This is a genomic window from Streptomyces chattanoogensis (genome assembly GCF_001294335.1).
In the GTDB taxonomy this organism is placed as follows: Bacteria; Actinomycetota; Actinomycetes; order Streptomycetales; family Streptomycetaceae; genus Streptomyces; species Streptomyces chattanoogensis.
On sequence record NZ_LGKG01000196.1, the window covers coordinates 14,292 to 40,336 of the forward strand.

Genomic DNA, 26,045 nt, shown 5'->3' on the forward strand with positions numbered 1-26,045 from the left:
CGTGGTTGCCCGATGGACACCCGGGGGATGCCCGGCGGACGCCCGGAGTGCCTGTCCGGACCCCGGCGGGCTCTGGATAATCGCTGCCGGTTCGAGGGCTCGACGGCTCCATGGAGGCGACCGTTCGTGACGGCACAGACCTGCCCGCACTGCTCTGCTCCCGCACGCGGCGACGGCCGGCCGGCCTGTCTGTGTGCGGCGGCCGGTGCGGAGGACTTCGATCCGCTGCGCATACGGCCGTATGTGTCACTGACCGGGCGGGACGCCCAGCCGGACAGTGCGGGCCGCCCGAACGGCTCCGGGCAAAGCTCCGGGGCCTCTACGGGAACGGACTCCTCCGCCCCCGGGGCGCCGCCCACGGTCCCCCGGCCGCGCCGCCCCGGCCCCACCTCCAGGACCTTCACCGCGTCCTGGGCGTCCCCGGCCGCCCCGGACGATCCCGTCACCCCCGTCCCGCCCCGCAAGCGCGCGTTATCCGCGGCACTGGCGGCCACCGGGGCAGCCGTGGCCGCCGCCGCGGTACTGATCGGCAGCGAGGCCCTGTCCGGCGGCGGGCGGGACCGGGCCGCACCGCCCGACCGCGGCACGGCCGCCCCCACCACCCCCTCCCCCGCATCCGACAGCCCCGAGCCCTCCGGAACCGGCTCCCTCACGGGCCCGCCCACCCGCCACGCGCCCGCGCCGCACCCCAGCTCCCGCCCGGCCCCCAGGAAGACCTACACCCTGTACCGGACACCGGCACCGCGGCCGCCCGCCCCCACCCGGGCCGCGGGCAGCGTCGGCCACGCCCCCGGCGGCCCCACGAGCGCCCCGCCCACCGGCCCGATCGTGCTCCGCGAAGGATCCAGCGGCCCGGAGGTGGCCGAGCTGCAGAACCGGCTGCGGCAGCTGGGCCGCTATCCGGGCCTCACCGACGGGCGGTACGACGCGGAGGTACGGGCCGCGGTGTCGCGCTATCAGGAGGCGTACGGGGTGACGGGAGACCCGGACGGTGTCTACGGGGCGGGGACCCGGTCCTCCCTGGAGTCACAGACCCGGGAGCCGTAGCGAGCCCTTCGGCTGACCGGGGGGGGTGGTTGTCGGCGCCCGGAACCGTTTTGTATCGTGTAGGAACAAAGTGGTTCCGCCCGTTCTCCCTGACCGGCGGGCGGGACCGCATTGTGTCTTTCGGGACCGCCTGCGTCGTTCGCACGCAGCGCCGTCCCCTCCGCCTGTAGCGCCCAGGAGCCCGCCGATGACGGCCACCACCACGCTCACCGCCCGCGCCCTGCTGCTGGACATGGACAGCACGATCGTGAACTCCGAGGCCGTCGTCGAGCGCTGCTGGCGCCGCTGGGCGGCCGAGCAGGGTCTGGACGCCGAGGAGGTCCTCAAGGTCGTCCACGGGCGGCAGGGCTGGGCCACCATGGCCGCGCTGCTCCCGGACCGCCCGATGGAGCTCAACCTGGCGGACAACCGCCGGATGCTGGCCCAGGAGACCGCCGACACGGACGGCGTCGTGCCGGTGCCGGGTGCGCCGGCCTTCATGGAGGCGATATCCCGCCTTCCGCACGCCCTGGTGACCTCCGCCGACGCCCCCCTGTCCGACGCCCGGATGCGCGCCGCCGGGCTCGCCATGCCGGTCGTACGGATCACCGCGGAGTGTGTGAGCGCCAGCAAGCCCGACCCGGAAGGGTTCCTGAAGGGGGCCGCGGAACTGGGCCACCGGCCCGAGGACTGCATCGTCTTCGAGGACTCCGAGGCGGGCATCTTGGCCGGCCGGGCGGCGGGGATGCGGGTCGTCGGGGTGGGCGACCGCGCCGCGGCGTTCGCGCCCACCGCCCACGTCCGCGACCTCACCCAGGTCCGCGTCGAGGCGCGGGCGGACGGCGTGATCGCGCTGCACATCGCGGCCTGAGCGCCCGGTCGCGCGGGCCGAGCGGCCACGCCGGGCGTCCCGCCCCGAGCGGACCCGCACGAGTCCCGCCTCAGCCCGTGACCGCCTCGTACAGACTCAGCCCCGCCAGCAGGGCCATCACCCCGGCCGCCACCTTGGTGATCAGCTTGAGCGGTACGTACTTCATCAGCGTGCGGCCGCCCAGAATGCCCAGCCCCGCCACCGCCCACAGCCCCAGGACGGCGCCGACGCCGACCGAGAGCGGGTTGTCGTAACGGGCGGCGAGGTTGGCGGTCATGATCTGGGTCAGATCGCCGAACTCGGCCACCAGGATCATCATGAAGCCCGCCCCGGAGACCTTCCAGAAGCTCTGGTCGGCGGGCTTCCTCACCTCTTCCTCGTCGTCGTGCTTCTTGAGGAGCAGCACGGCGGCACCTGCGAGGAAGAGCACCCCGACCACCGCCGCGACGATGCGGTGCGGGAGCAGGGTGAGCACGCTGCCCGCGGCGAGGGCGAGCGCGACATGCACCAGGAAGGCGGCCGCGACACCGGCGAAGACGTACGAGGCCCGGTAGCGGGTGCCGAGCATCAGGCCCGCGAGTGCGGTCTTGTCGGGCAGCTCGGCCAGGAAGATGACGCCGAAGACCACGGCGGCGACGGTGAAGCTGAACACGAAGTGCATACCTCGATCGGTCGGGCCGCACCAAAGGGGCCCGGAAGAGGGGTCGCTTCGGCACGGCAGCGTTGGACACTGCGGCCGAAGGTCTCGCTGGCGCGGTACGGCTGCGTACCGGGCTCCGGGCGCCGGCCATCCACGAGGGACAGCAGTATGTCGACGGTCCGGCGGAGAGCTACTCCCCTTCTGCTGACGTCGAGGGTACGCGGTGGATCCGTCCGCGCGCGACCAGCTCCAGCACCACCGCACACGCCGCCGCCTGCACCGCCAGCAGCGCGACCAGCACGAACAGCTGCACCGCACCGGCCTGAACGGGCGAGGCGCCGCCCAGCAGCATCCCGACGAAGGCGCCGGGGAGTGTGACCAAGCCCACGGTCCTGGTCTGGTCCAGCCCCGGCAGCAGGGCGTCCGACGCGGCCGGGCGGGCCACTTCCATCCGCGCGTCCCGGTCCATCAGCCCGAGCGCGAGCCCCGCCTCGAACTCCCCCCGCCGGGTCTCCAGCTCGTCCAGCGCGCGCCGCCCGCCGAGAACGGTGGCGGTGAGCGCGCCGCCGATGAGGATGCCGGTGACGGGGATGAGGGTGAGGCCGCGGAGCGGGAGGAGGCCGGTGAGCAGCAGCAGACCGATGACCGGGGCGACCCCGACGGCGATCGGTACGGCGGCCCACCACCAGGTGCGGTTCTGGGTGATCCGGCGGCCCGCGGTCCGTACCGCCACCGCAAACATCAGCACCAGGAAACACAGCAGCCACGGCAGCGCCCGCACCACCCAGCCGATGAGGTAGGAGACGGCGGCCAGCTGGGCGGCGGCGCGCAGACCCGCGACGGCGATGGCCCGGCCGTGGCCCAGGCGGGCCACGGCGGCGACGGCCACGGCGACGGCCAACAGGACGGCGAGGACGACTCCGAGGGTGACGTTGACCGGCAGCAGCACGCGCTCACTGTAGGGGGGCGGATGCGCCGGTATGTCCCAACCGGACTGCCCCGCCACACTCATGGCGGCCCGTCAGCGATGCTGTCAAGACCTTGAACTGACGTGAGCATGTCGTCACTCTGTTACCTGGAGCCCATCCGGTGGCAACCCCACGTCGCCACCATGGGCCCGCTGCGAACTCAACTTCCCCCCACTTCAAGGGAGTTCCGATGTCAAAGGTCTACGCGCGTCGCGTGTCCGTCGCCGTGGGCGCGGCCACGGCACTGATCGGCACCCTGGCGCTCAGCGGCCAGAGCGCCCAGGCCGCCCCGCCCAGCCCGCCGGACGCGGCCACCGCCCGGACGTACCTCGCCGGGATCAAGGAGCAGCCCGAGGGCCCGCAGGACGGCTACAGCCGGGACAAGTTCCCGCACTGGATCGACCAGGGCAACAACTGCAACACCCGCGAGGTCGTCCTCAAGCGGGACGGTACGGACGTGCAGCAGGACGGCAGCTGTGCGGCCGTGAGCGGCAAGTGGGTCTCGGCCTACGACGGCGCGACCTGGACCCAGGCCGCCGACCTGGACATCGACCATGTCGTACCGCTGTCGGAGGCGTGGAAGTCGGGTGCCGCGCAGTGGACCACGGAGCGCCGCAAGGAGCTCGCCAACGACCTGACGCACTCTCAGCTGATCGCCGTCACCGACAACCTCAACCAGGAGAAGGGCGACAAGGACCCGGCGAAGTGGCTGCCGCCGAAGACGTCGTACCACTGCGAGTACGCCCGGATGTGGGTGTGGGTGAAGCATGAGTACGGCATGACCGCGGACTCCGCGGAGAAGGCCGCGCTGAAGAAGATCCTCGACGGCTGCTGAGCCCTCCGGTGACGCCGCGCGCCCGCCGTCCGGTGGCCCCGGACGGCGGGCGCAGCGCCGTACCGCACCCTCGGGACGGCGCCCGGCGCTTGGGGCGGTCTGGCGGGTTTCGGCCTTCGCTGCGCGGCTTGCCGGGTAATGCGGTGATGCGGGGGCATCCGCTCCTGCGGGCCCACGGCCACCAGGCGGGCGGCCCGCATTTCCGCGCGTGATTTTGGTCTACCCGGGTGCTGAAACGCTGGGGAAGGCGGTGATGATGGGGCGCACGATTCGCCCGCCGCCCCAGGGAGAGCCCCTCTTGGCCGCCGACCACATCGCCGACCGCCACGCCCGGCCCGCCATCGCCCTCGTCGGCGCGGGGCCGCGCGGTACGAGTGTGCTGGAGCGGATCTGCGCCTCCGCCGCCGAACTGGCCCCGGACGCCCTCCTGGCCGTTCATGTCATCGACCCCGCCCCGCCCGGTGCCGGCCAGGTATGGCGCACCGCCCAGTCGCCCGAGCTGCTGATGAACACCGTGGCGTCGCAGGTCACGCTGTTCACCGACGCCAGTGTGGAGTGCGCGGGGCCGATACGCACCGGGCCGAGCCTGTACGACTGGGAGGGCTGCGACGTCGGGCCGGACGACTACCCGGCGCGGGCGCTGTACGGCCGCTACCTGGAGTGGTTCCACCGCCGGGTGGTGCGCACGGCTCCGGAGGGGGTGACGGTCGTGCCGCACGCCGCCCGTGCCGTACGTCTGGCGGAGGCGCCCGACGGCACCCAGTCGCTCCACCTGGACGACGGCCGGGTGCTGCACGGCCTGGGGGCGGTGGTGCTCGCCCAGGGCCATCTGCCCGCCGCGCCCGCCCCGGAGGAGCAGCGGCTCGCCGGGTACGCCGCCGCGCACGGGCTGCGCTACCTCCCGCCCGCCAACCCGGCCGACCTCGCCGCGGACCTGTCGGCGCTGGCCCCGGGCCGCCCGGTACTGCTGCGCGGGCTCGGTCTGAACTTCTTCGACCACATGGCGCTGCTGACGACGGCCCGCGGCGGGCGGTTCGTCCGGGCGGCGGACGGGACACTGGCCTACCGGGCCTCTGGGCGCGAGCCCCGGCTGTACGCGGGTTCGCGGCGCGGCGTCCCGTATCACGCGCGCGGCGACAACGCGAAGGGCGCGCACGGCCGTCATCTGCCGCTGCTGCTCACTCCGGAGGTGATAGCCGCCTTCCGCAAGCGCGCCGACTCCGGCGATCTGCCCGACTTCCTGGTGGAGGTGTGGCCCCTGGTGGCCAAGGAGGTGGAGACGGTCTATTACGAGGCGCTGCTGGGCCGGCGGGGAGGCGGCGCCCCCGGCGGCACACCGGAACGTTTCCGCGCGCGTTTCCTGGTCAGCGCGCACCGCAGCCCCGAAGAGGCCGCCGTCCTGGACGCGTTCGGCATCGCGCCGGCCGATCGCTGGGACTGGGACCGGATCTCCCGCCCGTACGCGGACCGACGGTTCGCCGGGCCCGCCGCCTTCCGGGACTGGCTGCTGGCCCGGCTGAGGCAGGATGTCGCGGACGCCCGGCACGGAAATGTCGCGGGTCCGGTCAAGGCGGCGCTGGACGTCCTGCGGGATCTGCGCAACGAGCTGCGGCAGATCGTCGACCACGGCGGACTGCTGGGCGCCTCCCGCCGCGACCATCTGGACCGCTGGTACACGCCGCTGAACGCCTTCCTGTCCATCGGGCCACCGCGGCGCCGCATAGAGGAGATGGCGGCACTCATGGCGGCGGGGGTGCTGGAGGTGATCGGCCCCCGGATGGAGATCCGGCCGGGTGCCGTCGACGGTGGCGGGCCGGGCTTCACGGCGCATTCGCCGGATGTTCCGGGGTCCGGAGTGACGGCGACGGCCCTGATAGAGGCGCGGCTGCCGGAGCCGGATCTGCGGCGCACCGCCGATGAGCTGCTGGCCCGCCTGCTGGCCGACGGGGGCTGCCGGCCGCACACGGTGGACGGTTACGAGACCGGCGGCCTGGATGTGTCGCCGAGCCCGTACCACCTCGTCGAGGCCGACGGCAGGCGCCATCCGCGGCGCTTCGCGGTCGGGGTGCCGACGGAAGGGGTGCACTGGGTGACGGCGGCGGGGGCGCGTCCCGGGGTGGGGTCGGTGACGCTCGCCGACACGGATGCGGTGGCGCGGGCCGCGCTCCGGGCGGCGGTGCGGGTGCCGGTGCCCGCGGGTGCCGGCGGGGCGGGTGCCGGCGACACGGCAAGATGTTGAACTTGCAAGTACATCTTAGGTTCCCCTAACCTATGCCCTCCACGGTTCCCTCGTCCCCAGAACCCGCAGGAGACACTTCATGTCCGCTCAGCTGACCTCCTTCACGCAGAGATCGACCCCGCACGTCCTCGCGCTGTTCCGCGTTGTCATCGGCCTGCTCTTCGCCTGCCACGGCGCCTCGTCGCTGTTCGGCGTCCTCGGGGGCGCCATGGGCACCGGCGCCAGCGTCCCCACGGGCGCCTGGCCCGGCTGGTACGCCGCGGTCATCCAGCTCGCGGGCGGCATCCTCGTGATGGTCGGCCTGAGCACCCGCGCGGCGGCGTTCGTCAGCTCCGGCTCGATGGCGTACGCGTACTTCTCCGTCCACCAGGGCACCGCCCTGTGGCCGATCCAGAACGGCGGCGAGGCGTCCGCGCTGTTCTGCTGGGCCTTCCTGCTGATCGCCTTCATCGGCCCCGGCGCCTGGTCGCTCGACCGCCTCTTCTTCGGCGACCGCCAGGCCGAGCGGGCACCCGCCGCCGAGCCCGAGCCGAGCGCCGTCTGATCCGGCGCCCGATCTGTTGCGGCGAGCGTCCCCCTGCCGCTTCCCGGCCCGTACGGCATCGCCGCCGTACGGGCCGTCTCGTTCCAGGGGGCCGGTCCAGCCGTCCCAGGGGGCCGGTCAGGTGCTGGTCCGGTGACCCACGCAACACCTGCCGCCCCAGGTCAGAGGCCCGAAAGGGCCAGGCGTACGCTGTATGGCTGAAGGGCCGCCCCTGCCGCACCGAGCGACGTCGCGGCGGGTTCGGACCGGGAGTGGCACGTTGTTGGAAGACCTGGGGTCCCTCAGCGGCACCCCCTGGGTGTACGTGATCGTCAGCCTCTCCATCGTCCTCGACGTCTTTGTGCCGATCCTGCCCAGCGGGGTCCTGGTGGTCGCCGCGGCGACCACGGCCGCCGGTACCACCACCGCCGCCGACGCCGTCGGCTCCGTGACCGCCCGCACGTCCGTCCACGGCGGGACCCCCCACCTGGCCGCGATGTTCTCGCTGGTCCTGTGCGCGGCCACCGCCTCGGTACTGGGCGACATGGTCGCCTACCGGCTGGCCTGGCGCGGCGGCGACCGCTTCGACCGGGCCATCGGCCGGTCCCGCCGCCTGTCCGCCGCGCAGGAACGCCTCGGCGCGGCGCTCACCCGCGGGGGCGGCGGCATCGTCGTCCTGGCCCGCTTCGCACCCGCAGGACGCTCCGTGGTCAGCCTCGGCGCCGGCGTCGCACACCGTACGGTCCGCGAGTTCCTGCCCTGGTCCGCGCTGGCCGGTCTCACCTGGGCGGCGTACAGCGTGAGCCTGGGCTACTTCGGCGGCCAGTGGCTCGGCGCGTCCTGGGCGAGCACCGCGCTGTCCGTGGTCGCCCTCCTCGCCGCGGGGTCGGCGGCGGTGTACCTCATACGGCGGCCGGAGCGCCGGGCGGCGCACTGACGGCCGGGGCCGGGCGCCGGGTGGGAGCGGAAAACGCATGGCTCGTTGTCAGACCCCGGTGCGACCATTGCGGGCATGAGCAGTCCGAGCGGTTCGAGCGGTGCAGACGACGTCGGCGGCATGAGCGACCCGATCCGCAGCGGCAGCGTGCGGACCGGCGGGTGGCTCCCCCGCCCCGAGACCGCCGCGGACATATCCGCCGTCCGCCGGGTCAACCTCGCCGCGTTCGGGACGGCGGAGGAGGCGGATCTCGTCGACGCGCTGCGCCGCGACCCGGCGGCCTGGCTCCCCGGTCTGTCGTTCGTCGCCGACGCCCCTGACGGCCCGGTCGCCGCCCACGCCCTGCTGACGCGCTGTTACGTCGATGATGTCCCGGCCGTGGCGCTCGCGCCGTGCGCGGTGGCCCCCGAGCACCAGAAGAGCGGTGCGGGCAGCGCGGTGATCCGGGCGCTGCTGGACGCGGCACGGGCGGCCGGCGAACGGACCGCGATCGTGCTCGGCCATCCGCCGTACTACCCGCGCTTCGGCTTCGAACCGGCCACTGCCCGCTTCGGCATCCGGCCTCCGCAGCCCTGGCCGGAGGAGGCGTTCATGGCGCTGTCCCTGGACGGCTCCATACCGCCGCGCGGCACGGTCCGTTATCCGGCGGCCTTCGGCACCGGCTGACCGGCTCCGGCCGCCGGGCCCGTCCGGCCGCCGGGCGGGCTACGCCTCCGGGGACCTCGCCTCCTGCGGGCCCTGCGCCTCCTCCGGGACGACCGCTATCGGGCAGACGGCGTGCAGCAGTACGGCATGGGCCACCCCGCCCAGCCGCCGGCCGATCGGCAGCCGGCGGCGGCGCCGTGCGACCACCACGAGATCGCTGTCCTGGGACGCCGCCACCAACTGCCCGGCGGCGTCCGCGTTCCGCAGCTCGACCTGGACGCCGACCTCGGGGTGGCGGGCGCGGTGCGGGGCGAGGGCATCGGCGAGCTGGGTGCCGAGCGCGTCCTCGTACTCCCGCTGACCGGTCTCGTAGGCCGTGACGTACTCGAAGGCGGGCGGCATCAGCAGCGGCCAGGAGTAGCCGGAGACGACCTTGAGGCGGGCGCCGCGGCGGCTCGCCTCGGCGAGCGCGAAGCCGATCGCGCCGGGCTCGTCGAAGGCAGCGTCCACGCCGAGGGCCACCTGCGGGACGTCCGGCGGCAGGCGCTCGCCGTCCTCGCCCCGCCGGGTGCCGCCGCGGTCCGGGCGGGGTACGACCACGACCGGACAGGCCGACTGGGCGGCACAGGCCATGCCGTTGGAGCCGAGCAGCAGGCCGGTGAAGCCGCCGCGGCCGCGGGAGCCCAGGACCAGTAGCTGCGCCTCGGCGCCCAGCGCGGGCAGCTGGGTGTCGGTCAGCCCGCTGAGGCTGCGGAACGCCACATCCGGCAGGCTCCAGGCCAGCGGCTGCGCACGCAGCTCGTCCAGCACCGGATCGCCGGTTCCGTCGTCGTCGGCGACCCGCACGGCGGTGACGTACGGCCAGACATGCACCACCTGGAGCGACGCGGACCGCAGCCGCGCCGCCTCCCCGGCCCAGCGCAACGCCCGCTCACTGTCGGCGGAGCCGTCCACCGCGACGATGACCGGGAGATCGCCCCTGTCCGCCATCCACACCCCCGTTCGCCCGCTTTCTCGCCTCATTCCATCCTGCTCCCGCCCGGGTGCGGACGACAGCGGGCGCAGGTTCCGCCCCGACACGGAGTAGAGTCGAACGTCGCCCTCCGCAAGGAGGGACCCGAACCACTGACACGAGGCACAATTCGGTGAACTCCCCGGTCGTCGCTCCGCCGGTCGTCACATGGACCGAGGCCGACGAGGCCCGCTCCGCCCGCTGGCGTTCCGAGAACGGCTCCCCGCCGCCCCGCCGGATCGTCATCGCGGACGACCGGACCAGGGCCGACGACGCCTACAAGCTCGCCTGCGAGGGCACCGCCCTCCTGTGGCGCGGCGATTTCCACAACGCCCGCCAGTTGCTGACGGCGCTGACCCGCCGCATCGACCGCCGCCCCCGCAAGGCGCCGCCCGCCGATGTCACCCAGGCGTTCCATCTGCACCGCGCCGCCCAGAACCAGCGCGCCCGCATCCTGGGCATGCTACTGGTCCCGCTCGACGCGTCCTACACCGTCCCGCTGCACCGCGCGCCCGACGTCCGCGAGGCCTGCACCAGGGCCTACGGCCCGCCGCCGGAGCCGGAAACCGCCGGCCCCGCTCCCGCCGGCTCCCTGCTCTCCCTGCGGGAACTGCTCGCCCTCATCGGCGCCAACGAATGGCGCAGAAAGGGCGTCGAGATCCCGGCGCTCGGCGGCGACCGGATCCATCCGCACTACGGCGTCTTCTCACCGGCCCGCGGCGAATACGTCGACCTGGTGGCCGAGGCGCCGCTGCCCGGCCGGGACCTGGCGTTCGACATCGGCACCGGCACCGGCGTACTGGCCTGCGTGCTGGCGCGGCGCGGGGTGCGGCGGATCGTCGCCACCGACCAGGATCCGCGCGCGCTGGCGTGCGCCCGCGAGAACACCGAACGGCTGGGGGCCGCCGGGCAGGTGGAGGTCGTCGAGGCCGATCTGTTCCCGGCCGGGCGCGCCCCGCTGATCGTCTGCAATCCCCCCTGGGTGCCCGCCAAACCGACGTCCCCGGTGGAGCGCGCGGTCTACGATCCGGGCAACCGGATGCTGCACGGCTTCCTGGACGGCCTGGCGGACCATCTGGCACCGGGCGGCGAGGGCTGGCTGATCCTTTCCGACCTGGCCGAACACCTCGGGCTGCGGCCACGCGCCGAACTCCTGGACGCCTTCGCCCGAGGCGGTCTGACGGTCCTGGACCGGCTCGACATCGCACCGCGCCATCCGCGTGCCCGCGACACCTCCGACCCGCTCCATGTGGCCCGCGCGGCGGAGGTCACGTCCCTGTGGCGGCTGGGCGCGGCGACCTGACACCGCGGGGCCCGCGGGCCGCCGGCCGGAGCACCCGCCCGTACCGGTCTCAGCCCGAAGTCCCCAGCCCCGCACACGCGTTGTGCACATAGCGGCGCCAGTCCCCGGCGTCATTGCGGATCACCGCGGCCAGCCCGCAGACGATCATCACCACATCACCGACCTCGGCATCGGGCCGCACGGTGCCCTCCTCCTTGCCCCGGGCGAGGAGTCGGGCGGCGACGTCCTCGGCTCCCGCACGCCCTTCCCCGGTCGGTTCGGCCGATCCGAACGCCGCCTCGATGGATGCGGACAGCCCGCGCTCGGCACCGAGCACCTCCCCGATGTGCTCGAGGTAGGCGGCCAGTCCTTCCGAGGCCTTGGCGCGCGGCAGACAGGCCGTGCGCCCGAACTCGACGATCTCCGCCTGCCGTTGCTCCCCCACCGCGGCGATCAGGGCCGCCCGGTTCGGGAAGTGCCGGTAGACCGTGCCGACGCCGACCCCGGCCGCACGGGCCACCTCGGGCATCTGCGCCTCGTCGCCGCGCGCACGGAACACCTCACGCGCGGCGTCGAGCACACGGGTGCGGTTGCGCTCGGCATCGGCGCGTGGTCTGCGTTGCGGTGCGGGGGAGGTCGAGGAGGCTGCCACATCGCCGATGCTACTGCTACGCTAAATAAACGGAATCGGATTCCGATTCTGTTTTCACCTCCTGCTTCCGCTTCCCTTGCAGCTCCCTTCTCAGCTTCCGACTTCCCAGCTTCCGATCTCGCGCACGTCGTCTTATGTCCGGCTCCGGAGAGGACCAGCAATCACCATGCCCAAGGAGACAGCGCGGCCGAGGCCGTCCGCAGAGCGCTTTTTCGCACTGCCGGCCGGCGCACGGCGACCGGGACGGGTCCCCCTCCCGCCGGGTTTCGCCGTCAAGGCCCGCACGAGCGACACCGAGGGCCGGCTCTCCGTCCTGGAGACCCAGCTCGACATCGACATTCCGCCGCACATCCACCACGACGCCGACGAATTCCTCTACATCCTCGAGGGCGAGATGGAGGTCGACCTCGACGGCGCCACCCATCGGCTGACGCCCGGAATGTGCGTCCTGCTGCCGCACGGCATACCGCACGCGCTGCGCAACGCCTCCCGGCCGCCCGCCAGATGCCTGCAGATCTCGTCACCGGGAGGCTGGGAGGAGTTCATGGAGGACATGTTCGAAGCCGGTCCCGTGGTCATGAAGGACGGACACCCCGACCTCGGCCGCCTCAACGAGATCGGCGCCGCATACGGGATGGAATACCGGCGCTGAAACCCGCCCCGGCAACCCGCCGCCCATCGGGCACCATGGACGCACCATGGACACCCCCTACCTTCTGTCCCGCGCCCGCCGGCTCGCCGCCTCCGCCCGCCCCGACCGCCGACGGCTGCTCGGCATCGCGGGCCCGCCCGGCGCCGGCAAGTCCACCCTCGCCGCCCACCTGGTGGCGGAGCTGGCCGGACAGGCCGTACTGGTCCCGATGGACGGCTTCCATCTCGCCGAGGCGGAGCTGCACCGCCTGGGCAGGATCGACCGCAAGGGCGCACCCGACACCTTCGATCCCGCCGGATATGCGGCACTGCTGACCCGCCTGCGCTCCCCGGAACCCGGCACCGCCGTCTACGCCCCGGCCTTCGACCGCCGCATCGAAGAACCGGTCGCCGGAAGCATCCCCGTAGCACCCCACATCCCCCTTGTCGTCACCGAGGGCAACTACCTCCTTCTCAACTCCCCGCCATGGGCGCCCGTCCGCGCTCTGCTCGACGAGGTCTGGTACGTCGACCTGGACACCCCGGAGCGGGTCCGGCGCCTGGTCGACCGCCATGAACGCTTCGGCCGCCCGCGCGCCGACGCCGAACGGTTCGTCCGTATCTCGGACGAGGCGAACGCCCGCACCGTGGCGGCGACCCGCGACCGCGCCGACCTCATCGTCACCTTCACCCCCGAAGAAGCCCCCCTCCCACAGCCCGACCGGACACCGGCCGGCTAACCCTCGCTCCGCCCTCGCTTCACCGACATCCTTCCGCGCACAGCGCCTTCCCAAACGACACTTCCGATGTCATTCTGACACCATGAGTGTCGTAAAGAGTGGTATCGATAGCGGTAGCGATAGCGACGGTGACGACGGACCGGCCCCCACCGACGACCTTCTGTACGGCGTCATACGGCGCCTGTGGCCCCTGCACCGCACGGTCGTGCGCGCGGTGGAGCGCGAGCTGGAAGGCACAGGCATGACCGCCGGCGAGCACGCACTGCTCGATGCGCTGCGCAGCCAAGGCCCCCGGACGGTGCCGCAGTTGGCCCGCACCATGGGCCTCGACCGGCAGCCGGTGCAGCGCTGGGTGAACCACGCGGCGGAGCTGGGCCTGGTGGCGACGGCCCCGAATCCCGCGCATCGCCGTTCATCCCTGATCGAGCTCACCCCCGAGGGCAGCGAACTGATGCGGGGAATCCAGGAGTCCGAGGCCGCCGAGCTGCGCCGCGCGCTGTCCGACCTGTCCGCGCAGGAGGTCTCGACGACGCTTCGCGTACTCGACCGGCTCGGCGAGGAGTTCCGGCATCTCGCGAACGGCTCACGCGTCGCCCCGGAGGACCCCGACAACAAGGACAACCACCCCGAATAACCGCAGATCCGCACCATCTCATAACCTGCAGGTCCCACGGCTCGACGCCCCCGTCGCACCGCCCCGCCGGTCGTTCAAGACCGCTCGTTCAAGACCGCTCGTTTCCGAGGGAGTGCAGAGAATGACCCACCCGTTCGCCGCCTGGACCGAGCTCGACAACGGCACCGTGCCGATCGAGGAGGGCGAGCTGTTCTACGAGACGGCTGGCGAGGGTCCCGCGGTGGTGCTGCTGCACGGCGGCATGCTCGACCAGCGCATGTGGGACGAGCAGTTCTGCTGGCTGGTGGGATCCGGCCACCGCGTGATCCGTTACGACTCCCGCGGTCATGGCCTCTCGTCCACCGCCACCGGCGACTGGGCCAACCACGACGACCTGTGCGCGCTCCTCGACGCCCTCGAGGTCCCCAGCGCCGTCCTCGTCGGTCTCTCGCACGGCTCCCGGGTCGCCCTCGACACCGCCCTCGCCCACCCGGAGCGGGTCAGCGCCCTGGCGCTCGCCTCGCCCGGGATCAGCGGCCGCGCCTTCACCGACCCGTTCGTCCTCGGTCATATCAAGGAGCAGGTGGCGGCGATCGGCGCACCGGACGGCCTGGAGCGGTATGTGGAGCACTTCTTGCGGATGTGGGTGGACGGCCCGCACCGCAGGCCGTCCGATGTCCACCCCGGACTGCGCGAGCGGATCCGCGCCTCGGCCACGGCCACGGCCGAGGCGCACGCCGACGGCGTGGGTGCCGGCATGCCCCTGGAGGTCGGGGCCGCCGGCCGGCTGTCCGAGATACGGGTGCCGACGGTCGTCTTCGACGGCGATCTCGACAGCACGGACATCAGCGCCAACGCCCACGCCCTCACCCTCGCCGTGCCGGGTGCCCGCAGGGTCCGCGTACCCGGCGCGGCCCACATGGTCAACCTGGAGAACACCGCCCTGTTCGACCACGAACTGCGCGCCTTCCTGTCCTCCTTGGCACGCTGATACCGCCCGGCCTCCGAAGGCAGCCCTCGCACCACTCTCACACCACTCCGGGACGGCTGGTCCAGAACGGCTGGTCCGGGACGGCTGGTCAGAACGGCCACTGCAGGTCGGCAGTTAAAGTGACCATGCCGTGGTGTTCGGGAAGACCGGTGACGGACCTTGTGGTCCCAGTCCGGAGCGGCCCTCGCCACTGTGATCGGGGAGTTTCCGGCCCTTCCGTATGCGCGGCGCGCGTACGGCGCCACTGACCGCAGCCTGCGGCCGGGAAGGCGGGGCGGGCACGAGCGTCAGCGAACCCGTAAGCCAGGAGACCGGCCACGGCATCTCACGAACTGATCCACGAGGTGCTGGAGCGTGACCGCCGGATGGCCCTGTCCACCGATACCCCGAGCCCGACCACCCCTGCTTCCCCTGCTTCCCCGACTTTCCGCTGGCGCCGGCAGGACACCGTCCGCACCGCCGGCCTGATGGCCGTCATAGCCGGCCTGCACGTCATCGCCTTCGGCGTGCTCTTCCTGCTCGTCGTCCCGTATCACTACTCCGTCGGAAGCCAGGTCTTCGGCGTCGGGCTCGGCATCACCGCCTACACCCTCGGCATGCGGCACGCCTTCGACGCCGACCACATCGCCGCCATCGACAACACCACCCGCAAGCTGATGGCCGACGGCAAACGGCCGGTCTCGGTGGGCTTCTGGTTCGCCCTCGGCCACTCCAGCGTGGTCGTCGTGATGGCGGCCCTGGTGGCGGGCGGCGCCCAGCTCGCCGGCACCCTCCTCAACGACGCGTCCCGCACCCACCAGGTCCTCGGCACCATCGGCACGACGGTCTCGGGGACGTTCCTCTACCTCATCGCCGCCCTCAACCTCATCGCGCTGGCCGGGATCTGGCGGGTCTTCCGCGGTATGCGCGACGGCAACTACGACGAGGCCGAACTGGAGCAGCGGCTCGATGCGCGCGGCTTCATGAACCGCTTCCTGGGACGCTTCACCCGCTCCATCTCCCGCCCCGGCCAGATGTTCCCGCTCGGCTTCCTCTTCGGGCTCGGCTTCGACACCGCGACCGAGGTGACGCTGATGGTGATGGCGGGCAGCGGCGCCGCGGCCGGTGTGCCCTGGTACGCGATCCTGTGCCTGCCGCTGCTGTTCGCCGCCGGAATGAGCCTCTTCGACACCCTCGACGGCACCTTCATGAACTTCGCCTACCAGTGGGCGTTCTCCAACCCGGTGCGCAAGGTCTACTACAACCTCACCATCACCGGCCTGTCGATCGCCGTCGCGTTCTTCATCGGCACGATCGAGCTGGTGACCGTGCTGCACGACAAACTCGCCCTCGACGACCCCCTGACCGGCTGGATCTCCTCCATCGACCTCGACAACGCGGGCTTCGTCCTCGTCGGCCTGTTCGTGGTGGTGTGGGCGGCCGCGCTGGCGTACTGGCGCCTGTCCGGAGTCGAAAAGCGCTGGGCGGCGCGAGGGGCGTCGGGCTCGTAGCCCGTACACCCCCGGCCAACGCGCCGGCCTGTCAGGTGGCCGAGCCCGCCGCCGCGCCGGTCATCAGGTCGGGTCCCCAGCGCTTGAGCTCCGCCGCGAGATCGAGCGGCCGCAGCCGGTCCTGCTCGTCCGGGCCGGGCCACTCCTCGCGGGGGACCCGCCACATCACCTCGAACTCGTTGCCATCCGGATCCTTGGCGTACAGGGACTTGGAGACGAGATGGTCGGTGGCACCCACCAGGGCGCCACGGGCCGCGAGCCGGGTCTCGGTCGCGGCGAGTTCGCCGAGCGTCCCGACCTCCCAGGCCAGGTGATAGAGCCCGGCGCGACCCGCCTCGGGTCCCGGCGCCTCCGCCCCCACCGCGAACAGCCCCAGATCGTGATCGTTGAGCGAACCGGGAGCGCTGAGAAAGGCAGCGCGGCCCGGTATCTCGATGTCCAGCGTCAGCCCGAGGGCTTCGGTGTAGAAGGCGACGGACCGCGCCACATCGCGGATGTAGAGCACCGCGTGATTGAGACGTCGTACGGACAAGAACCTCTCCCAACTCCCGACGTGGCGCCCCCGGGACGCCGCGGCTCCACTACTCCCCGTGCACTTCCGCTCACTTCTGCGCACTCTACGATTTACTTGAAACTTCAATTCAATGCCTGTGACGATACACAGCGCCCCCCGCAACGGACAACCAAGAACAAGCCGAAAAAGCCGAACAACCACACAAACGCGCCCCCTGGGAGCGCCGCAGCACTGCCGTACAACCTGGGCCCGGCCCCGTACCTCGGCATGTGGCCGACGGAGCGGGCCGAGCACGCGGACCGGATCGCCCGCCTCGGGCCGGACGACGGCCACAGCCACGGGCAGCTCGCTGGGCCGTCCTGACGCCCACCGGGCTGCTCGCACCGCATGCGGCCACTGCGGGTCGGTCGACGACGTCCCGCGGGAACGAGGCTCAGGCAGCCGGCACCAAGCCCGTGCCCCGCGCACCGTTAGGCTGACGGGACCGCCGCCCGAGGAGATGCACCGTGCCCGCCCGCCCCAGTGTTCTGTTCGTCACCGATCTCGCCTACCAGGCCCGCGGACGGCGCTACTGCGACGAGGACGTCTTCCTCACCTCCCGGCTGCGCAACGACTTCGACATCGCGCTGTGCCACCCGCTGGATGCGGCCGCGCTGATGGATTCCTTCGACGCGGTCGTGGTCCGCAACAGCGGCCCCGTGCTGCACTACCAGCAGGAGTACGACGCCTTCCGGGTGCGGGCCACGGTGCGCGGCACCCGGGTCTACAACCCGCTGTCCGGGCGCGGCGACATGGCCGGAAAGCAGTACCTGCTGGATCTGACCGCCGCCGGATACCCCGTCATACCCACCGTCGACCGGCCCCAGGACCTGCACATGCTGCCCGCAGCCGGTCAGTACGCGGTCAAGCCGAAGGCCGGCGCGGACTCCATAGGCCTGGCCTTCGTCCCCCAGGACGGCCTGGGCGGCCTCGCCTACGGCGACATCCTCGTCCAGCCGCGCATCGACTTCCGCTACGAGGTGTCGTTCTACTACGTCGACGACGCCTTCCAGTACGCCCTCCATGCCCCCGATCCCGGCCGGCGCTGGGTCCTGGAGCCCTACGAGCCCACCAGCACCGACCTCGCCTTCGCCGACCGCTTCATCGACTGGAACACCCTCGGCCACGGCATCCAGCGCGTGGACGCCTGCCGCACCCAGGAAGGCGAACTGCTCCTGGTCGAGCTGGAGGACCTCAACCCCTACCTGTCCCTGGACCTGGTCCCCGACCACACCCGCGACACCTTCGTGACGAGCATGACGGCCTCCCTCCACCGGTTCCTGGACGCTCCGCCACACCCCTGACCTGCAAGGCTGCCGGACAGCGGACAGCCGGAGGCGGGGCCCCTGGATGCGCGTCAACGGCCGGCCCACCCAGCAGGACAACCGCCGGAAGCGCCAAAGCGGCCACCTTCTCGCCAACTCCCGTGCCATCCAAAGCAGTTCACTGCATCGCGCACCCCGCAAAAGATGCACGCCAGGACCAACTGCACTGCCCGACCGGGGGGCGACAAACCCGGGACATGACAGCCATGTCCATACGCGCCTGATCTCCCCAGTCAGGCGGCGATCCGCCGACAACGGCGACAAGAACGTCGAGCCGGCCACTGCTCACCGGCCGAAGCCTGGCCGTGGCGCCACCGCCAGGCCGGCGGTCACGCCGTCCCGCCATCACTCCCGCCCAAAGGCGGCTCCGTCACCCCTGGGCGATCGGCGGCAGCCCCGTCGAGGCCGGGACAGATGCGCCCCACCCGTCTCTGCCCCGGCCATCGTCCCGGACGCTTGCAGCCGGCCCGTACGGGCACGAGGAACGGCTTCTCCCGCGAATGCCACTCGAGCGCCGCCACCCAGCGCATGATCATTCCGACTCCGCAGAGCCCCGCATCCCCGGGACAACCACCAGCGCCCCGTCCCCCGCCCATCCCCCGCAACGCAAAAAAATGTCCTTCCGGATCATGCTCCGGAAGGACATTTCCTGCGTTTATGCTGGTCACACATGGTGGGCACAGACGGATTTGAACCGCCGACATCTGCTTTGTAAGAGCAGCGCTCTACCGCTGAGCTATGCGCCCTGGCCGAGCCGACAGACTACCTTGCCGACGGGGCTGCACTGCAAACCAGTACTAAACCGGTGCTCGAACCGCGAACTTACCGGCCGGTGTGTTCGTTTCTGCGGAGTGGGAGAATGACAGTCGGTTCTGGGGCGAATCCGATCGGGAGAGGGATGTGACGGCGACACACACGCAGCCGTACGAGCAGCGAGCACGCCGTCGTCCCCGGAGGGGTCCCGTCACAGACCTCGTGACGCTCGTCCTGCTGCCGTTGCCGCTGTTGGCGGCACTGGCGCCGCAGTCGTTCGCGGGCGGGGGGACGCGCCGCTGGTTCGGGCGGGGGGACGGACAGCGGGCCGATGCGCAGGCCGCGAAGGATGCCGCGGCGGCGGCGTTCTACGAGCTGGACACCGCGCAGCGGGATCTGCGGATCTCCATAGAGACGATCACCGCGGTCGACGATTCGCCGGCGGCCCGGCGGGCGGCGGAGGAGTACGCGGGGTTCGGCCGCCGGATCGATGAGGTGAGCCAGGGATACATCACCGCCGTCGATTCCCATGATCTTGACCGGGACGACCTGGACGGCGCGGCGATATCGCGGGCACGGGCCGATCTGAACCGGGCCAAGGACGAACTGAACAAGGTCAAGGCCGACCTCGACCGCTTCGCGCAGGGGCTGGGGCCGCTGCTGCAGAGCGCCGAGACGCAGCTGGCACGGCTGGCACCGGCGGTGGAGCGGGCGCGGCAGACGCTGCTGGCGGCCAGCAATGCGCTGGATGCGGTCCGGGCGCAGGGCCTGAAGGCCGACGAGCTCGCGGCACGGCTGGCGGCGCTCGCGCCGGAGCTGACCAAGCTCAATCAGGGCGCCGGACAGCACGGTGTCCAGGAAACGATCCGGCGCGCCGACGACGTGCTGCGCAAGGCCGAGGAAGTACGTAGCGAGGCCGAGCGGCTGCCGGAGAAGGCGGCGGAGATCGACAAGCGGCTGGTGTCGCTGCGGACGCGTGCGCAGGCGATCAGCACCCGTGCCGAGAAGGTCGATCCGATCCTGAGTGAGCTGCGGCGGCGGTACAGCTCGGCGTGCTGGCAGGACCTGCAGAAGGTGCCGGAGCAGGCCGCGGAGTCCGTCAGGCAGGCCGAGGCGAAGCTGCGGGAGGCGCAGCAGGCCCGCGACGAGCAGCGCTGGGCGGATGCCACGACCAGGCTGGGGACCGTACGGGCCCTGCTGGACGGCACCGACGCGGCGGTGTCGGCGGCGGGCGACCGGTTGCAGCGGCTGGATGCGGTGTCGTTCGACCGGCAGAAGGAGGTCGATCGGACGCGCTTCGCGATCCGTGATGCGCAGCGGCTGGCGATGGCCGGGCGCAACACCCCCGATCCGCGGCATGCCGGCCCCCTGGACGATGCGGTGGCGCGGCTGGAGCGGGCGGTGGCGGGCCTGGAGGGCCGGCATCCGGACTGGTGGCATTTCCTGACCGAGACCGAGGCCGTACGGGAGACCGTCGCCCGGGTGGTGCAGGAGATCCGGGAGGGGCGGGGCGCGGCCGGCGGCTGAGGCGCGGCCCCTGGCACGCCCTGGTCCCCTTGCCGAGCGCGATGGCGTGAAGCGACGCGTTGGCGGATGCTGGAGTGAGTACGGCCCAGGCGGCACATCTGCGCGAAGGAGGCCGGACATGGCTACTGGGGCTACTGACCAGACCCTGCACGGGCCCGCCAACCCATTCCACCGGGTCAAGCTGCGTCGTACCCGGCTCGATGAGCATCTGCCGGTGGATCACCGGCTCAGCAAGGTCTACCGCATCGGCGCCGGGCTGATGGGCCTGGTGCTGATCGCCTTCGGCATCCTCGGTCTGACCCACAACATCGGCTTCTTCGACACCGGTGGCGACACCGTCGCCGGACTCAACACCAATGGCGCGCTGAGCGTGCTCTCTATCGTCGTCGGGGCGATACTCGTCGCCGGCATGGTGATCGGCGGGAACTTCGCCTCGACCCTCAACATCGTCTGGGGCGTCCTCTTCCTCCTGAGCGGCTTCGTCAATCTGGCACTGCTGCAGACCGGCGCGAACTTCCTCGCCTTCCGTATCCAGAACGTCCTCTTCAGCTTCGTGGTGGGGCTGATGCTGCTGGTCTTCGGGATGTACGGACGGGTGAGCGGAGGGCTGTCGAACGACAATCCGTACTGGCGCGCCCGCCACCCGGAGGAAGCGGAACAGTTCGACCGCGGGCAGTGGCATGCCGTATCCGGCATGACGGCCGGACGGCAGTCGTTCCGTGTGCGGGTCCAGGGCACCTTGCATGCCGGACGGGGCTCGCTCGGACCCGGCACCAGCATTACCGGCCCCCGCACCCGCACTGGCAGTGCGGCAGGCAGGGGGAGCGGCAGCGGCAGCAAGGAGGCGTGAGCCCGGGGCGAGGAGACGTCAGGGCGTACCGAGGTGGGGTCGTGACTCGGTACGCCCTGACGGCTGGCCAGGTGGCGGGGGGCGAGCCGGGTGTGCGTGGGCCGTGAGCGCCGGTGGCGGACGCTCACGGGCCGGTCACCCAGGGGGCCGGAGCAGGGAGCAACGGCATGACGCAGCTGGGGAACGCCGCCTCGTCCGCAGGACGCGGAGGGCACAAGGAAACCGTCGAAGTGCTCGCCGGGCGCATCCTCGACGGCACCTACGGCGAGGGCAAGGCCCTTGCCCTGCCGGATCTGACGGCGGAGCTGGACGTCAGCCAGACCGTGGTACGCGAGGCACTCAAGCTGCTGGCCGCCAAGGGGCTGGTCGACGCCCACCAGAAGGGCGACAGCGTGGTGCGGCCCCGCGAGGACTGGAACCTCCTGGACAGCGATGTGCTGCGCTGGAAGCTCGCGGCCGGCGCCTCCTCCGATTTCTTCGCCGACATGCTCGAGCTGCGCCGTTCGATCGAGCCCGCCGCGGCCGCGCTCGCGGCGGAGCGCCGTACCGATGACGATCTCGCTGTGCTCGACGCCGCAGTGAGCACGATGGCCGTCCCCGACGCCGATCCGGCGCTGCTGATCCGCGCCGACGCGTCCTTTCACACGGCGATGCTGCTTGCCTCCAACAACCGCTTCTATGCGCAGCTGCAGCGGGTGATCGTGCCCGTGCTCATCCAGCGCGACCGGGCCGTGCACGCCGGCGGCGGCGAATTCGAGCACCCGCATCCCGCGCACGCCGCGGTCGTCGAGGCCGTACGCGCCCGGGATGTCGACGGCGCCTATATGGCGATGCTCGAACTGCTCGACAAGTCCGCCCACGGACATCCATAGGCCGCCGCCTGCCCGGCGCCGGATCCGCGCGGCGATAAGGATCACCACCGCCAGTGCCAGTGCCACTGCCACCACCATGGCCACGGCTGCGGCTGTCGTTGCGGTTGCGGTTGCGGCAATGACGGCGGCGGGCAGGACGACGCGTAAGACCCCGGTGCCGAAAGGACGGTCCGCTCCATGAAGATCAGCCGCATCGAGACGTTCCTCGCCCCGCCGCGCTGGATGTTCGTCCGGGTGGAGACCGATGAGGGCGTCGTCGGCTGGGGCGAGCCGGTGGTCGAAGGGCGGGCCGAACCGGTCCGGGCGGCCGTCGAGGTGCTGTCCGAGTACCTCCTGGGGCAGGACGCGGCCCGGATCGAGGACCACTGGCAGGTCATGACCAAAGGCGGCTTCTACCGCGGCGGGCCGGTGCTGTCGTCCGCCGTCGCCGGCCTGGACCAGGCGCTGTGGGACATCAAGGGGAAGCAGTACGGCGTCCCCGTCCATCAGCTGCTGGGCGGCCCCGTACGGGAGAGGGTCCGTGCCTACGCCTGGATCGGCGGCGACGAGCCGCAGGCCATCCGGGACGCGCTGACCGCTCAGATCGAGGCGGGCTTCACGGCCGTCAAGATGAACGGCTGCGGCCGGATGACCCCGGTGGCCACCCCCGCCGAGGTACGGGCGTGTCTGCGGCGGGCCGAGACCGCGCGCGAAGTCCTCGGCGACGAACGGGACTTCGGCCTCGACTTCCATGGGCGGGTCTCCCCCGCCAACGCCCGCAGGCTGCTTCCCCTGCTGGCCGAGTACGCGCCGATGTTCGTCGAGGAACCCGTGCTGCCCGACCATATGCATGCTGTCCATGACCTCGTGAACACCTCCACCATTCCCATCGCACTAGGTGAACGTCTCTTCACCCGCCGTGAGTTCCTGGATCCGCTGAATGCCGGCGTGTCGATCCTTCAGCCCGATATTTCACACGCCGGGGGCATCTCCGAGCTGCGCCGGATCGCCGCCGTCGCCGAGGTGTACGGGGCGCAGCTCGCCCCGCACTGTCCGCTCGGCCCGGTCGCGCTGGCCGCCAGCCTCCAGGTCGCCTTCACCACGCCGAACTTCCTGATCCAGGAGCAGTCCATCGGCATCCACTACAACCAGGGCGCCGAGCTGCTGGACTACGTCGCGGATCCGGAGCCGTTCCGCTTCCACGGCGGGACGCTGCTGCGAACCGACCGGCCGGGGCTCGGCGTGGAGGTGGACGAGGCCGCCGTGCGCGCGGCCGATGAGAAAGGTCATGCCTGGCGTAACCCGGTCTGGCGTCATGAGGACGGTGCTTTCGCAGAATGGTGACCGCAGGGGCACGGGAGCGGGAAGGGAGGAGGAAAGCCATGGACTTCAGCACAGCGCTCCGGGCCGAGCGGCTGGTCGCCATCGTCCGGGGCGAGGACGCGGAGGCGGCCTTCCGTACGGTCATGACGCTGGCGGAGGAAGGCGTTCCACTGGTCGAGGTCTCGCTGAGCGGACGGGACGCGCTGACGGTCATCCGGCGGGCGCGCGCCGGACTCGGCGATGCGGCCTGGCTCGGTGCGGGCACCGTGCTGTCCGCCGCTGACGCCCGACGCGCCGCGGAGGCCGGCGCCAACCTGGTCGTCACCCCCGGTCTCGGGGCCGGCCTGGAGGAATCCGTACGGCAGGGGCTGCCGACGCTCGCCGGGGTGCTGACGCCGTCGGAGGTGATCGCCGCCGATGCCCTGGGCGTCTCCGCACTGAAGCTCTTCCCGGCCTCCGTGGGCGGGCCGGAGTATCTGCGGGCGCTGCGCGCGCCCTTCCCCGAGCTGGCGTTTGTGCCGGTCGGCGGGGTGGACGCGGCCGCGGCGAGCGAGTATCTCGCGGCCGGGGCGGTGGCGGTGGGAGTCGGCTCGCCGCTGATCGGGGACGCGGCGGACGGCGGAGACCTGGGTGCCCTGCGCCGGCGGGTGGCGGAGTTCAAGGCGGCGTGCGCGTGGTGACCGAGCGGGGGCGCGGACCGGTCCACGGACGCGCGGGCTGGGAGGAGCGGCGGGCGACGCTGCGGGCGGGGCCGCACTCCGGGCCGGACGTCCTCACCTTCGGCGAGACGATGGTCGCCCTGCGCGGCAGCGGTCCGCTGAAACTCGGCGGCACGATGAACGTTTCCATCGCCGGTGCGGAGAGCAATGTCGCGATCGGCCTGTCCCGGCTCGGCCACCAGGTGCACTGGGCGGGCGCGGTCGGCGACGACGAGGCCGGGCGGCTGGTGCTCCGTACGCTGCGGGCCGAAGGCGTCGCGGTATCCGCCGCCTCGGCCGACCCGGACGCCCCGACCGGACTGATCCTCTTCGAGCCACGGCTCCCCGAGATCACCCGGGTGCACTACTACCGCGCGGGATCTGCCGGGTCCCGCCTTCAGGCAAGTGCGGTGGAAGAGGCCTTCTCGGCCGCCCCGCCGCGCATCCTGCACCTGACGGGCATCACGCCCGCACTCGGTCCGGCGCCCCTCGCGACGGCCCGTCGCGCACTTCGACTCGCCCGGGAGCACGGCTCGTTGGTCTGCCTCGACGTCAATTTCCGCTCTCGCCTCTGGACCGCCGGGGAGGCCTCCTCGGTCCTGCGCGAGTGGATTCCCTCGGTCGACGCCCTGATCGCCTCTGACGACGAGCTTCCCCTGTGCCTGCCGACGGGCCCGGCGGCGGACACCGCGGGCCCTGGTACGGAGCGCGGCCCGGCCGTGGCGGCGCAGGCCAAGGAGCTGCTGGAGCTGGGCGTCGGGGAGGTCGTGGTCACACTGGGCGCGGACGGGGCGACGGCCTTCACCGGCGACGGTTCACTCCACCGGCCCGCACAGCTGGTACGGGCCGTGGACGCCGTCGGCGCGGGCGATGCCTTTGTGGCGGGCTATCTCTCGGCGCTGCTGGACGGCGCCGACATGGCCGGACGTCTGGCACGCGCGGTCACCACCGGTGCCTTCGCGGTCGCCTCCCCCGGTGACTGGGAGGGTGCGCCGACCCGCGCGGAGCTGGGCATGCTGGGCGCACCACCCGGCACGGTCGTGCGCTGACGGCACCGCGGCTAACCTGTGGCCATGCCTCGTTACGAATACCGGTGCCGCCCCTGTGGCTCCACCTTCGAGCTGAACCGGCCGATGGCCGAGTCCTCCGCCCCTGCCGTCTGCCCCGACGGCCACGAGGACACCGTGAAGCTCCTCTCCACGGTCGCCGTCGGCGGCTCCGCGTCCGCCCCCGCGCCCAGCGGCGGCGGGGGCGGCGGTTGCTGCGGGGGCGGCTGCTGCGGCTAGGGCCCGTCCGGCGGATCAGGGTCGGAAAGGCTGCGGCATCCCGGCCCGCGCCGGACCGGCCTACCGCCGGCGCGCCACGGTCACTCCGTCCGCCACGGTGAGCATCACCGCCTCCATACGCTCGTCGGCCCGCACATGGTCGTTGAACTCCCTGATCGCCAGCGCCGGTCCGGTCACCTCCGGGTCGGTGACCTGGCCGTGGAACAGGACGTTGTCCGCGACGACCAGGCCTCCGGGCCGCATCCTGGGCACCACTTCCTCCCAGTAGGGGATGTAGTTGGCCTTGTCCGCGTCGAGGTAGACGAGGTCGATATGCGGGTCGGCCGGCATCGCCCGGAGGGTGTCCAGCGCGGGCGCGATCCGCAGCTGGATACGGTCCGAGACCCCGGCCTGCGCCCAGGCCTCCCTGCCGTATGCCGTCCACTCCTCCGAGACGTCGCAGGCGATCAGGGTGCCGTCCGGGGGCAGTGCCTGGGCCATCGACAGTGCCGAGAATCCGGTGAACGTCCCTACCTCGACGATGTGCCGGGCCCCGATCAGCCGTACCAGGAACGCGAGCAGCGGCCCCTGCTCCTGTGCCGACTGCATCTCCGCCATGTCCGGGATCCGCTGGTGCGTGATCTCCACCAGGCCCCGCTGCACGGCGTCCAGCGGCGGATTGTGGGCGAGGACGTAGTCGTACAACTCGGGGGTGATCGGCGTGCTCTTGGACTTGGTCACTGGGTCTCCTCCTGATCCCCGGCAGCGGTCCCAGCCGCTGCCTCGACAGCGCAACCGGCCGCCTC

General features: G+C 72.1%; 27 protein-coding genes, 1 tRNA gene and 1 riboswitch. Of the genes, 21 read left to right on the forward strand and 7 right to left on the reverse strand.

Translation table 11 applies throughout. The features are described from left to right. Positions 1-126 precede the first annotated feature (126 nt). A complete protein-coding gene (locus tag ADL29_RS36525; RefSeq protein ID WP_245689789.1) occupies positions 127-1,047 on the forward strand; it encodes a peptidoglycan-binding domain-containing protein in 921 nt (306 codons plus the stop codon). A gap of 187 nt (positions 1,048-1,234) precedes the next feature. Continuing rightward, positions 1,235-1,897 carry an HAD-IA family hydrolase gene (locus tag ADL29_RS36530; protein WP_053927808.1) on the forward strand — a complete coding sequence of 221 codons (663 nt, stop codon included), beginning with the start codon at positions 1,235-1,237 and terminating at the stop codon, positions 1,895-1,897. A 70-nt stretch (positions 1,898-1,967) separates the two neighbouring features. Here the strand turns inward: ADL29_RS36530 and ADL29_RS36535 are convergent, their stop codons facing one another. Together ADL29_RS36535 and ADL29_RS36540 are read right to left on the reverse strand one after the other, a co-directional pair. Beyond that, positions 1,968-2,549: a TMEM165/GDT1 family protein gene (locus tag ADL29_RS36535; protein ID WP_053928055.1), complete on the reverse strand. Its 582-nt coding sequence runs from the start codon at positions 2,547-2,549 to the stop codon at positions 1,968-1,970. A gap of 178 nt (positions 2,550-2,727) precedes the next feature. Next, on the reverse strand, positions 2,728-3,486 hold the full coding sequence (locus ADL29_RS36540; RefSeq protein ID WP_053927809.1) for an ABC transporter permease: 759 nt from the start codon (positions 3,484-3,486) through the stop codon (positions 2,728-2,730). A gap of 209 nt (positions 3,487-3,695) precedes the next feature. Here ADL29_RS36540 and ADL29_RS36545 point away from each other — a divergent pair, with 209 nt between their 5' ends. The 5 genes from ADL29_RS36545 to ADL29_RS36565 all read left to right on the forward strand — a co-directional run bounded on the left by ADL29_RS36545 (position 3,696) and on the right by ADL29_RS36565 (position 8,705). Then, a complete protein-coding gene (locus ADL29_RS36545; protein ID WP_053927810.1) occupies positions 3,696-4,340 on the forward strand; it encodes an HNH endonuclease family protein in 645 nt (214 codons plus the stop codon). Positions 4,341-4,593: 253 nt separating this feature from the next. Then, positions 4,594-6,579 (forward strand): FAD/NAD(P)-binding protein, encoded by a 1,986-nt coding sequence (locus ADL29_RS36550; protein WP_425424309.1) that lies wholly within the window; start codon positions 4,594-4,596, stop codon positions 6,577-6,579. 79 nt (positions 6,580-6,658) lie between these two features. Further along, positions 6,659-7,123 (forward strand): DoxX family protein, encoded by a 465-nt coding sequence (locus tag ADL29_RS36555; RefSeq protein WP_046928232.1) that lies wholly within the window; start codon positions 6,659-6,661, stop codon positions 7,121-7,123. Positions 7,124-7,382: 259 nt separating this feature from the next. After that, complete coding sequence (locus tag ADL29_RS36560) at positions 7,383-8,039, forward strand: DedA family protein (RefSeq protein WP_053927812.1); 657 nt, start codon at positions 7,383-7,385, stop codon at positions 8,037-8,039. Positions 8,040-8,114: 75 nt separating this feature from the next. Beyond that, positions 8,115-8,705 (forward strand): GNAT family N-acetyltransferase, encoded by a 591-nt coding sequence (locus ADL29_RS36565; RefSeq protein WP_245689790.1) that lies wholly within the window; start codon positions 8,115-8,117, stop codon positions 8,703-8,705. A gap of 39 nt (positions 8,706-8,744) precedes the next feature. On the opposite strand, the gene ADL29_RS36570 is transcribed toward ADL29_RS36565, so the two are convergent. After that, on the reverse strand, positions 8,745-9,674 hold the full coding sequence (locus tag ADL29_RS36570; protein WP_053927814.1) for a universal stress protein: 930 nt from the start codon (positions 9,672-9,674) through the stop codon (positions 8,745-8,747). Positions 9,675-9,829: 155 nt separating this feature from the next. On the opposite strand from ADL29_RS36570, the gene ADL29_RS36575 reads away from it, so the two are divergent. After that, complete coding sequence (locus ADL29_RS36575) at positions 9,830-10,999, forward strand: methyltransferase (RefSeq protein ID WP_053927815.1); 1,170 nt, start codon at positions 9,830-9,832, stop codon at positions 10,997-10,999. Between the two features lie 49 nt (positions 11,000-11,048). Here the strand turns inward: ADL29_RS36575 and ADL29_RS36580 are convergent, their stop codons facing one another. Further along, complete coding sequence (locus tag ADL29_RS36580) at positions 11,049-11,630, reverse strand: TetR/AcrR family transcriptional regulator (RefSeq protein WP_053927816.1); 582 nt, start codon at positions 11,628-11,630, stop codon at positions 11,049-11,051. 166 nt (positions 11,631-11,796) lie between these two features. On the opposite strand from ADL29_RS36580, the gene ADL29_RS36585 reads away from it, so the two are divergent. From ADL29_RS36585 to nicT, 5 genes are all read left to right on the forward strand, one after another. Continuing rightward, the gene (locus tag ADL29_RS36585) at positions 11,797-12,282 is read left to right on the forward strand and encodes a cupin domain-containing protein (protein WP_053927817.1); all 486 of its coding nucleotides are present in this window, start codon (positions 11,797-11,799) and stop codon (positions 12,280-12,282) included. A gap of 46 nt (positions 12,283-12,328) precedes the next feature. Beyond that, a complete protein-coding gene (locus ADL29_RS36590; RefSeq protein ID WP_053927818.1) occupies positions 12,329-13,000 on the forward strand; it encodes a nucleoside/nucleotide kinase family protein in 672 nt (223 codons plus the stop codon). An 82-nt stretch (positions 13,001-13,082) separates the two neighbouring features. Then, positions 13,083-13,634, forward strand: coding sequence for a MarR family winged helix-turn-helix transcriptional regulator (locus ADL29_RS36595; protein WP_053927819.1), 552 nt, complete (start codon positions 13,083-13,085; stop codon positions 13,632-13,634). 121 nt (positions 13,635-13,755) lie between these two features. Then, entirely contained in the window at positions 13,756-14,604 is an 849-nt protein-coding gene (locus ADL29_RS36600; protein WP_053927820.1) for an alpha/beta fold hydrolase, read from the forward strand. A 114-nt stretch (positions 14,605-14,718) separates the two neighbouring features. Then, a riboswitch (cobalamin riboswitch) is annotated at positions 14,719-14,938 on the forward strand. A gap of 31 nt (positions 14,939-14,969) precedes the next feature. Next, the gene (gene nicT / locus ADL29_RS36605; protein WP_053928056.1) at positions 14,970-16,094 is read left to right on the forward strand and encodes a Nickel transporter NicT; all 1,125 of its coding nucleotides are present in this window, start codon (positions 14,970-14,972) and stop codon (positions 16,092-16,094) included. A 31-nt stretch (positions 16,095-16,125) separates the two neighbouring features. Here the strand turns inward: nicT and ADL29_RS36610 are convergent, their stop codons facing one another. After that, entirely contained in the window at positions 16,126-16,626 is a 501-nt protein-coding gene (locus tag ADL29_RS36610; RefSeq protein ID WP_046928224.1) for a VOC family protein, read from the reverse strand. A gap of 488 nt (positions 16,627-17,114) precedes the next feature. Between ADL29_RS36610 and ADL29_RS36615 the strand changes: the two genes are divergently transcribed. Further along, positions 17,115-17,951, forward strand: a complete 837-nt coding sequence (locus tag ADL29_RS36615) for an ATP-grasp domain-containing protein (RefSeq protein WP_053927821.1) — start codon at positions 17,115-17,117, stop codon at positions 17,949-17,951. Between the two features lie 692 nt (positions 17,952-18,643). Here ADL29_RS36615 and ADL29_RS36620 read toward each other — a convergent pair. Continuing rightward, a tRNA-Val gene (locus tag ADL29_RS36620) sits at positions 18,644-18,718 on the reverse strand. A 154-nt stretch (positions 18,719-18,872) separates the two neighbouring features. Between ADL29_RS36620 and ADL29_RS36625 the strand changes: the two genes are divergently transcribed. The 7 genes from ADL29_RS36625 to ADL29_RS36655 all read left to right on the forward strand — a co-directional run bounded on the left by ADL29_RS36625 (position 18,873) and on the right by ADL29_RS36655 (position 25,260). Then, entirely contained in the window at positions 18,873-20,252 is a 1,380-nt protein-coding gene (locus ADL29_RS36625) for a hypothetical protein (RefSeq protein WP_053927822.1), read from the forward strand. 118 nt (positions 20,253-20,370) lie between these two features. Then, positions 20,371-21,102 (forward strand): DUF4383 domain-containing protein, encoded by a 732-nt coding sequence (locus ADL29_RS36630; protein ID WP_053927823.1) that lies wholly within the window; start codon positions 20,371-20,373, stop codon positions 21,100-21,102. Between the two features lie 167 nt (positions 21,103-21,269). Beyond that, positions 21,270-21,974: a FadR/GntR family transcriptional regulator gene (locus ADL29_RS36635; protein WP_053927824.1), complete on the forward strand. Its 705-nt coding sequence runs from the start codon at positions 21,270-21,272 to the stop codon at positions 21,972-21,974. A gap of 177 nt (positions 21,975-22,151) precedes the next feature. Beyond that, the gene (dgoD, locus tag ADL29_RS36640) at positions 22,152-23,297 is read left to right on the forward strand and encodes a galactonate dehydratase (RefSeq protein ID WP_053927825.1); all 1,146 of its coding nucleotides are present in this window, start codon (positions 22,152-22,154) and stop codon (positions 23,295-23,297) included. Positions 23,298-23,335: 38 nt separating this feature from the next. Then, positions 23,336-23,956 carry a bifunctional 4-hydroxy-2-oxoglutarate aldolase/2-dehydro-3-deoxy-phosphogluconate aldolase gene (locus ADL29_RS36645; protein ID WP_046928218.1) on the forward strand — a complete coding sequence of 207 codons (621 nt, stop codon included), beginning with the start codon at positions 23,336-23,338 and terminating at the stop codon, positions 23,954-23,956. A gap of 59 nt (positions 23,957-24,015) precedes the next feature. After that, positions 24,016-25,023: a sugar kinase gene (locus tag ADL29_RS36650; RefSeq protein ID WP_211274468.1), complete on the forward strand. Its 1,008-nt coding sequence runs from the start codon at positions 24,016-24,018 to the stop codon at positions 25,021-25,023. A gap of 24 nt (positions 25,024-25,047) precedes the next feature. Further along, positions 25,048-25,260 carry an FmdB family zinc ribbon protein gene (locus ADL29_RS36655; RefSeq protein WP_046928217.1) on the forward strand — a complete coding sequence of 71 codons (213 nt, stop codon included), beginning with the start codon at positions 25,048-25,050 and terminating at the stop codon, positions 25,258-25,260. A 60-nt stretch (positions 25,261-25,320) separates the two neighbouring features. On the opposite strand, the gene ADL29_RS36660 is transcribed toward ADL29_RS36655, so the two are convergent. After that, entirely contained in the window at positions 25,321-25,980 is a 660-nt protein-coding gene (locus tag ADL29_RS36660) for an O-methyltransferase (RefSeq protein WP_053927826.1), read from the reverse strand. Between the last annotated feature and the right edge of the window lie 65 nt (positions 25,981-26,045).

Coding starts and splice junctions, on each gene's coding strand:
- ADL29_RS36555 (WP_046928232.1), top strand. CDS start 6,659: ATGTCCGCTCAGCTGACCTCCTTCACGCAGAGATCGACCCCGCACGTC.
- ADL29_RS36645 (WP_046928218.1), top strand. CDS start 23,336: ATGGACTTCAGCACAGCGCTCCGGGCCGAGCGGCTGGTCGCCATCGTC.
- ADL29_RS36585 (WP_053927817.1), top strand. CDS start 11,797: ATGCCCAAGGAGACAGCGCGGCCGAGGCCGTCCGCAGAGCGCTTTTTC.
- ADL29_RS36655 (WP_046928217.1), top strand. CDS start 25,048: ATGCCTCGTTACGAATACCGGTGCCGCCCCTGTGGCTCCACCTTCGAG.
- ADL29_RS36600 (WP_053927820.1), top strand. CDS start 13,756: ATGACCCACCCGTTCGCCGCCTGGACCGAGCTCGACAACGGCACCGTG.
- ADL29_RS36530 (WP_053927808.1), top strand. CDS start 1,235: ATGACGGCCACCACCACGCTCACCGCCCGCGCCCTGCTGCTGGACATG.
- ADL29_RS36545 (WP_053927810.1), top strand. CDS start 3,696: ATGTCAAAGGTCTACGCGCGTCGCGTGTCCGTCGCCGTGGGCGCGGCC.
- ADL29_RS36595 (WP_053927819.1), top strand. CDS start 13,083: ATGAGTGTCGTAAAGAGTGGTATCGATAGCGGTAGCGATAGCGACGGT.
- ADL29_RS36590 (WP_053927818.1), top strand. CDS start 12,329: ATGGACACCCCCTACCTTCTGTCCCGCGCCCGCCGGCTCGCCGCCTCC.
- ADL29_RS36565 (WP_245689790.1), top strand. CDS start 8,115: ATGAGCAGTCCGAGCGGTTCGAGCGGTGCAGACGACGTCGGCGGCATG.
- ADL29_RS36630 (WP_053927823.1), top strand. CDS start 20,371: ATGGCTACTGGGGCTACTGACCAGACCCTGCACGGGCCCGCCAACCCA.
- ADL29_RS36550 (WP_425424309.1), top strand. CDS start 4,594: ATGATGGGGCGCACGATTCGCCCGCCGCCCCAGGGAGAGCCCCTCTTG.
- ADL29_RS36635 (WP_053927824.1), top strand. CDS start 21,270: ATGACGCAGCTGGGGAACGCCGCCTCGTCCGCAGGACGCGGAGGGCAC.
- nicT (WP_053928056.1), top strand. CDS start 14,970: ATGGCCCTGTCCACCGATACCCCGAGCCCGACCACCCCTGCTTCCCCT.
- dgoD (WP_053927825.1), top strand. CDS start 22,152: ATGAAGATCAGCCGCATCGAGACGTTCCTCGCCCCGCCGCGCTGGATG.
- ADL29_RS36570 (WP_053927814.1), bottom strand. CDS start 9,674: ATGGCGGACAGGGGCGATCTCCCGGTCATCGTCGCGGTGGACGGCTCC.